The organism is Fundicoccus ignavus, from assembly GCF_009659375.1.
Taxonomy (GTDB): domain Bacteria; phylum Bacillota; class Bacilli; order Lactobacillales; family Aerococcaceae; genus Fundicoccus; species Fundicoccus ignavus.
In genome coordinates this window covers 1-528 of sequence record NZ_WJQT01000063.1, presented here as the reverse complement: position 1 = coordinate 528, position 528 = coordinate 1, and the positions used below count along the sequence as shown (strand labels likewise).

Below are 528 nucleotides of genomic sequence, written 5' to 3'. Positions count from 1 at the left end.
TTTAAAAGAGTGGGAAGTGTATTGGGATCCACGGTCGGTATGAACCATTGTGATTTCCGGAATGATATCACTCACAACTTACTCAAAAGTGTCTATAACGAGTGCTTGTTTTTGCCTCTTCGAAAGCTTATAGCCAACAATCTCATTCTTACCATAGTCAAGAATAGCACTTAAATAAGCTTTACTATCCTTCCCATACTTAAATTCTGTAATATCTGATAAAAGTACATGCATGGGTTTGTAATCTTTATCAAATTCACGATTTAACTTATTTGCCGCAACATGGTAGGGTTGACTCTTCTTATAATTGTATCGTTTGCGACGGATAACAGCCTGGAGTCCCATAAACTTCATAAGACGATAGACACATTTATGGTTTACTTTCGCTTTTTTAAAGTGATTCAAATAGATAGTCATACGACGGTAACCATAGATGCCCTCGTACTTATCATACGCTTCTTGAATGAGCGTCATCAGTTTCTTTAGGCGGATTTGTGTCTGACTTGGCTTCCTGTTCAACCATTTATA

1 protein-coding gene is annotated in these 528 nt (G+C 37.1%); it reads right to left on the bottom strand.

The window, feature by feature from the left end:
* Positions 1 to 78: 78 nt before the first annotated feature.
* Positions 79 to 528 (bottom strand): IS3 family transposase (locus GF867_RS13660; RefSeq protein ID WP_153833629.1); only part of this gene is annotated, 450 nt, incomplete at its 5' end.